At 73.0% G+C, this 6,599-nt stretch carries 5 protein-coding genes and 1 pseudogene; 1 reads left to right on the top strand and 5 read right to left on the bottom strand.

The features are described from left to right. Positions 1 to 380: 380 nt before the first annotated feature. Entirely contained in the window at positions 381 to 1,403 is a 1,023-nt protein-coding gene (locus AN218_RS11115; RefSeq protein WP_244900399.1) for a chitinase, read from the top strand. 123 nt (positions 1,404 to 1,526) lie between these two features. On the opposite strand, the gene AN218_RS11110 is transcribed toward AN218_RS11115, so the two are convergent. The 5 genes and pseudogenes from AN218_RS11110 to AN218_RS36605 all read right to left on the bottom strand — a co-directional run. After that, on the bottom strand, positions 1,527 to 2,216 hold the full coding sequence (locus tag AN218_RS11110) for an HAAS signaling domain-containing protein (RefSeq protein WP_070016644.1): 690 nt from the start codon (positions 2,214 to 2,216) through the stop codon (positions 1,527 to 1,529). A gap of 10 nt (positions 2,217 to 2,226) precedes the next feature. Continuing rightward, positions 2,227 to 2,568, bottom strand: coding sequence for a PadR family transcriptional regulator (locus tag AN218_RS11105; RefSeq protein WP_070016642.1), 342 nt, complete (start codon positions 2,566 to 2,568; stop codon positions 2,227 to 2,229). Positions 2,569 to 2,785: 217 nt separating this feature from the next. After that, complete coding sequence (gene dacB, locus AN218_RS11100; protein WP_079132042.1) at positions 2,786 to 4,432, bottom strand: D-alanyl-D-alanine carboxypeptidase/D-alanyl-D-alanine endopeptidase; 1,647 nt, start codon at positions 4,430 to 4,432, stop codon at positions 2,786 to 2,788. A 170-nt stretch (positions 4,433 to 4,602) separates the two neighbouring features. Continuing rightward, on the bottom strand, positions 4,603 to 5,805 hold the full coding sequence (locus AN218_RS11095) for a cysteine desulfurase-like protein (RefSeq protein WP_070016637.1): 1,203 nt from the start codon (positions 5,803 to 5,805) through the stop codon (positions 4,603 to 4,605). 275 nt (positions 5,806 to 6,080) lie between these two features. Beyond that, a pseudogene (locus AN218_RS36605) lies at positions 6,081 to 6,599 on the bottom strand (hypothetical protein); the annotation flags it as partial.

The raw sequence follows: 6,599 nt of genomic DNA, 5'->3' as shown, positions 1-6,599 counted from the left end.
CGGGCGCTCGCCGCGGCGGACCGGGACGGCCGTAGCCGGATGCCGTAGCCGGCCGCCGCGCGCCGAACCCGGCCCGACCGATGTGTGATCGGCCACTCGGAGCGGCGGGCCGGCCGCCGGAGGTCTCCCCGGCCGCTTCCCCGGAGCTTCCCTGACCAGGGACTCGGCGGGGGCCTTAATCAGGGCCTTTCTGCGCCTTAACCGTGGCGTAAACCGGGCCTCTCGCGCCCCGGGAAACAACTGCTGCCCGGGGAGTTGTCGCTAGCTTGCTGCGGGTAGGAACCGCACTCGACCTCCCCCACGCAGAAGGAGACAGCCCGGCGATGAACAACCGCCCGGAGGCGCAGGCTTCCCCCAGGAGCCGCCGCGCGAGGCCGGCCGTGACCGCTCTGGCAGCCGTGGCGGTGACGGCCTCGCTGCTCGCCGGGTGCTCGATCGTGGACGACGCACCGGACCAGCCGACCGGTCCGCCCCCCAACACGCCCTCGCAGACCGAGGATCCGCTGCCCAAGGACGGCAACTTCGCCCCGTACGTGGACACTTCGCTCCAGCCGTCCTACGACCTGGTGGACGGTGCGCGGAAGGCGGGCGTGAGCGAGTACAACCTCGCGTTCGTCTCACCGGCGGGCAAGCAGTGCGTGCCCGAGTGGGGCGGACGGCAGAAGCTGACGGGCAACCCCGTGGCGTCGCAGGCCGAGGAGCTGCGGGACGCCGGCGGGGACATACGGGTCTCCTTCGGCGGGCAGAGCGGCAACGAACTCGCCCGCGTCTGCGGCTCGGTGGACCGGCTGGCCGCCGCCTACACCAAGGTCGTCGACGCCTTCGGCGTCACGAAGCTCGACTTCGACCTCGAAGGGCCCGCACTGACGGACAAGCGGGCCAACCAGCTCCGCAGCCAGGCGATCGTCCGCCTCCAGCGGCAGCGTCCGAACCTGAACGTCTCCTTCACGCTGCCCGTGATGCCCTCGGGCCTCGGCGCCGACGCCCGGGCAGTGCTGCAGAACGCGCGGAAGAACGGTGCGCGGGTCAACCGCGTGAACATCATGGCGATGGACTACGGCACGTCCTTCCGCGGCGACATGGGGAAGTACGCCGTGCAGGCCGCGACCGCCGCGCACCGGCAGATCATGCCGGCGCTGGGCATCCGCGACGAGGAGGAGGCCTGGGACTCCCTCTCGGTGACGCCGATGATCGGCGTGAACGACGTCAAGGGCGAGGTCTTCCGGCCCGACGACGCCGCGGAGCTGCGGAAGTTCGCCGAGGAGAAGGAGATGGGCGGCCTGTCGATGTGGTCGGCGGGCCGTGACACACCGTGCCCCGGCGGCGCCAACGCCAAGGCGCAGGCGACGTGTTCGGGACTGACGGAGAAGGCGGGCACGTTCGCGAAGGCGTTCACCGGCTAGCGCCGCGCGCGGTGCCGTACGGGTACCGCTACGGGCACGGCACGGATACGGGCAGGCGCACGGGTACGGGCGGGCGAACGTACGGACGCGGGCGGGCGCTTCGGGATGCGGCGCCCCTCGCCGCTAACCCGTGGGTGACTCCGTCGGGGAAGCCGTCTCGGTCGGCGTCTCCGTGGCCGATTCGGTGGGCGTCTCGCTCACCTTCTCGGACGGCGGGGGCGAGGTGGTCTCGGTCGGCCCCTCGCTCCCGGGCGTATCGCTCTGCGTCGGTGCGGTCGACTGGCGGTCGACGACGGGTGCGGGACCGCTGCTCGTCGTGCTGCTTCCGAACACCAGCGCGCCGACGACGGCGACCACGACCAGCCCTCCGCCCGCCAGCAGCGCGAGCCGCCGGTGGTGGGCGCGGGAGGCGGACGCGGAGAGGTCCGGCGGAGGCGGTCCGGCATCCCCCTTGGAGAAGGAGGCGCTGGTGAAGGCGCCGGGCGCGGACGGTGCGTCGTGGCCCAACGCGGCGGTGTCACCGGTGAGTTCGTCCGCCGGCCCGTCGGCGGGGCCCGGACCGGCGAAGCCCGGGCCCGAGGGAGTAGGCCCCGTACCGGTCTCCGAGGCCACGATGTCGGCGGGCGGGCCCAGCCGGTCCAGTACGGCGCGGACGGCCTCCGCGTACGCCGCCTCCGCCTCCTCCGTACCGGCGGCTATGTGCTCGACGATCTCCTCCCGCAGCTCCGCGCGGCGTTCCTCCGCGAGGAACACGGACGAGTTGTCGAAGCGGCGCAGATACTCCTCGACGAGCTGATCTCCCCTGGATGTCACGGCCTCCCCCTCACTGGTCAAGAAGCTTGTCGACGGTCGATTTGAAGGTCCCCCACTCCCGGGCGAAGTCCGAGAGCGCCGTACGCCCCGACGCCGTCAGCGTGTAGTAGCGGCGCGGCGGCCCGGTCTCGGACTCCTGCCAGGCGGTGCTGACCCACCCTTCCTTCCGCAGCCGGGAGAGCAGCGGGTAGATGGTGCCTTCGCTGGTCGCGAGGTCATGGGCGTCGCACAGCTCCCGTACCAGCTCGAAGGCGTACTTCTCGCCGTCGCGCAGCAGCGCCAGAACGCAGAACTGGAGGATTCCGCGCCGGAGTTGGCTGACTCCGGAGTGCGCTCCGCCGGGAAGTACCATGCGCTACAAGGTACCTGCCGGGGGACGGTACCGCCACCGCTCCCGGACTTCCCCGTTCCGGTCCCGGTAAGGGTCCTGTGTCCCCCTGGCCGTCTGCGCTCGCTTCCCGCCCGTCCCCGCACGCAGAACCGCCCGTGCGGGAGAACGTCTCCCGCACGGGCGGCGGTTGCGGTCTGCGGCATGCTCTACGCCGACATGCCGGGTCCCCGCCCCCGGCTCAGCAGCGGGCCGGTTTCGTCCAGGAGCACTCGAGGGCGCCGCCGGGAGCCCCGCTGCGCTTCCCACTCTCGCCAGCCTTGCTGTCCTTGCCGGACGACGCGAGCGCCACCACGATCTCGTCCTCGACGTCCTTCACCGACTCGGGAAGGAAGTTGTTGAGGACGATGCTGAAGACGAGTTCACGCCCGTCGGCGTCGGTGACGTACCCCGACAGGGCCGAAGCCCCGGTCAGCGAACCGGTCTTGGCGTGGACGTTGCCCTCGGCCGGGGTGTCGCACATGCGGTCGCGCAGCGTGCCGCCCGTGAGCCGGTCGGACGCGCAGGCCACGGGCAGCGCCTCGTGCCACTGCTTGAACCACGGCTTCTTCCGCACCGACTGGAGCAGCGTGGCGAACTCGCCCGCGGAGACGTTGTCCATACGGGACAGTCCCGAGCCGTCGACCTGCCGGATCGCGTCGGTGTCCACGCCCGACTTCTCCAGGAAGGCGTCGATCGCCTTCAGTCCGGCGTCCCACGTGCCCTTGCCCGCGGTCTCGTAGCCCATGGTCTTGGTGAGGACCTCGGCGTGGTTGTTGTTGGAGAGCTTCAGGAACGGGAAGTTGAGCTTCTTCAACGGCATCGAGGTGTGCCGTGCCACCCGCCGCGCACCGTCCGGCGTCGCCTTGCCCGACTCGGTGTCCCCCTCGACCCGTACGCCGTGCTCGCGCAGCGCGTCCGCGAAGACGGAGGCCGCGTAGCCGGTGGGCTCCCACACGCTCGTCCACGACTGGACGGGGTCGGCTCCGGCCGGGACGCCGCCGCTGACGGTGATGGTGTTGCCGCCGTGCTCGCGCTCCACGGAGAGCGTGTCGGACCCGTCCTCGGCGACGGTCTTCGCGGTGACGTCGACGTCGACGTAGCGGTTGGACGGGGTGGCCTTCACCGTCGGCTTCTCGCCCGCCTTCGCGCCCGGCGTGACCGTGAGGAGGACCGTACCCGCGTCGTAGTCCTCGTCCGGTGCGACGGTCAGCGCGGAGATCTGCGACGAGTAGTACGCGGACTCGTCGTCGGCGGCCCACGAGGCGCCGAGGCGCTGGGTGTCGAACCGGGTGTCGTCGGCGACCAGACCGCCCGTCACCTTCTCGATGCCGGAGTCGGCGACGTCGGCCGCGAGCGCGTCGTAGTCCTTCGCGAGCAGGGTGGGGTCGCCGGTCCCGCGCAGATACAGGTCGCCGTCGAGGGTGCCGCCATGGCGCGCGCCGCGCGTGAGCACGTCCGTGGTGTAGCGGTAGCCGGGCCCGAGGACGTCCATCGCGGCGGCGGAGGTGAGGAGTTTGGTGTTGGAGGCGGGCATCAGCCGCGTGCCGGCCCGGTGCCGGTAGAGGACCCGGCCGTCGGACGCGTCGCCGACGACGACGCCGGACGTCCCGCCGTCGAGCTTCTTGTCGGCGAGCGCCCGGTCGACGGCCTTCTGCCACGGGGGAGCGGGCGGTGCGGTACGGGCTCCGGCCGCGCCGCCCGTACCGAGGACGAGGAAGAGCCCGGCGGCCACGGCGGTGATCCTCGTCCGCACCCGCGACCAGGGGAGACGTACGGGAGGCGGGGACGCGGAGGCGGCCGAGGGGGCGTCGGCGGAGGCGCCCGGGGAAGTCGTGTGTCTGCTCATGGCAGGAGAGCCTGGCAGCCCGCGCCGTGCACCGCGACGGATCGGACACGTCCCGCGGTCGCGTCTTCCACGCCGCGGCGCCTCGCGGCGGCCGTCAACACGGCCGCATTGCGGGGGAGTTGACCGGAGCCGGGACGGAGCCGGCGTCCGCGCCGGTCCGGGCGGCCCCGTCAGCCGAGGAAGTCCGCCAGCCCCTCCAGCAGCCGGTCTACGTCCTCGGTGTCGGTGTACGGGGCCATGCCCACGCGCAGTCCGCCGTCGTCGCCGAGGCCCAGCCGCCGCGAGGCCTCGATCGCGTAGAAGGAGCCGGACGGGGCGTTGACGCCGCGCTCCGCGAGATGACGGGCGGCGTCCCGGGTGTCGTGGCCGTCGAAGGTCAGCAGCAGCGTGGGCGTGCGCCGTGCTGCCCGCGAGTGCGTCCGTACGCCCGGGAGCACGGCCAGACCGTCCTCGGTACGCCGCAGCAGCGCGTCCTCGTGCTTCTCCAACAGGGCGAAGGCGGCGGTGAGTTGCTCACGCCGGTCGCGTTCGGGATGTGCGCCCGGGCCCGCGAGGACGTCGACGGCCGCACGGGCGCCCGCGAGCAGTTCGTAGGGCAGCGTCCCGTACTCGAAGCGCTCCGGCACGGCGTCGGTGGCGGCCAGCAGCTTGTCCGGGACGAGGGTCTCCAGCAGCGCGGGACGGGCGGCGAGCACGCCCATGTGCGGGCCGAGGAACTTGTACGGGGAGCAGGCGTAGAAGTCCGCGCCCAGCTCCGCCAGATCGACGCGGCAGTGCGCGGTGAGATGCACGCCGTCGACGTACAGCAACGCGCCCGCGTCATGGACGAGTTGTGAGATCTCGGCGATCGGCGGACGCGTACCGATCAGGTTCGACGCCGCAGTGACCGCCACGAGGCGGGTGCGCCCGGAGAGGACGGCCCCGATCGCCTCGGCCGTCAACTCGCCGCTCTCCGGGTCGAATTCGGCCCAGCGTACTGTGGCACCGGCGCGCTCGGCGGCCTGGATCCAGGGGCGGACGTTGGAGTCGTGGTCCAGCCGGGTCACCACGATCTCGTCGCCGGGCGACCAGGACGCGGCGAGCGTACGGGAGAAGTCGTAGGCGAGCTGGGTGGCGCTGCGTCCGAAGACGACGCCGGAGGGGTCCGCGCCCAGCAGGTCGCCCATGGCCTGCCGCGCCTCGGCGACGAGCATCTCCGCGTTGCGCTCCGCGGCGTTCCCGTGGCCGCGGTTGGAGAGCGGTCCGGCGAGCGCGCCCGCCATGGCCTCGATGACCGCACGCGGCGTCTGTGTGCCGCCGGGCCCGTCGAAGAACGCCGTGCCGGTGGCGAGGGCGGGGAACTGCGCGCGGAACAGTTCGATGTCGTACGTCATGCGGGCTCCGGCTGCGGTAAGTCGGTCATCGGTCGGCAACGGCAGCCATGATCAAGCGTGTTGGGCCGTTACGCCAGTGCCAAAGGTCACGACCGGGGCGGAGTGCAGGACGGGCGCGGACGCGGGAGGAGGCGCGTGGACCCCGGAGGGCGGGCCGGTGTGCCCGGGCGCGTGAGCGGCCTCCGGCATCGTGATTCCGGGGGACGCGCCCGGGCGGGAGAGCGCGCTTCGGACAGCGCGCCTGGCGGGCCGGCGCAGAAGTGCCGCCCGCCGCCCTAGTGGTGGCCGGGTGTGTGCCCCGGAGAGTGGCCCTTGCCGTGGCCCGGGGAGTGGCCCTTGCCATGACCCGGGGAGTGGCCGCCCGGGGCGTGGCCGCGTCCCGAGTCGTGGCCCCGGTCGTCGTCGTGGTCGTCTCCGCCGCCGCCGAACAGCAGGCCCACGAGGGCGCCCAGCAGTCCGCCCTTGTTGTTGTCGTCTCCGTCGTCGTCCCCGCCGTCGCCGCCGCCTGCCTGACCGCCGTCCCCGCCTCCGTTGCCGCCGCCGGCCGAACCCCCGTCGTCCCCGCCGCCGTTGGCGCCACCACCGGCGTCGCCGTTGCCGCCGTCCTGCGAACCGCCGCCCGCCTGACCGCCGTTGTCGTCTCCGCCGCCGTTCGCCGCGCCGCCGCCCTGTGAACCGCCGCCCTGCGCATCGCCGTTACCGTCGTCCCCGGGCGGTGACGTGGGCGGTGCGGGCTCGTCGCCCTGCGGTGTGGAGGGCCCGGGATCGGGGTTCTCCGCGTTCTGGTCGCCGCC

The organism is Streptomyces nanshensis (assembly GCF_001751255.1).
In the GTDB taxonomy this organism is placed as follows: domain Bacteria; phylum Actinomycetota; class Actinomycetes; order Streptomycetales; family Streptomycetaceae; genus Streptomyces; species Streptomyces nanshensis_A.
The sequence above is the reverse complement of the archived record's forward strand: the minus strand, read 5'-3'. Positions and strand labels throughout refer to the sequence as shown.

Bases quoted from the DNA above. Each gene is read 5' to 3' on its own strand.
- AN218_RS11105 (WP_070016642.1), bottom strand. From the start codon at position 2,568: ATGGTACTTCCCGGCGGAGCGCACTCCGGAGTCAGCCAACTCCGGCGC.
- dacB (WP_079132042.1), bottom strand. From the start codon at position 4,432: ATGAGCAGACACACGACTTCCCCGGGCGCCTCCGCCGACGCCCCCTCG.
- AN218_RS11095 (WP_070016637.1), bottom strand. From the start codon at position 5,805: ATGACGTACGACATCGAACTGTTCCGCGCGCAGTTCCCCGCCCTCGCC.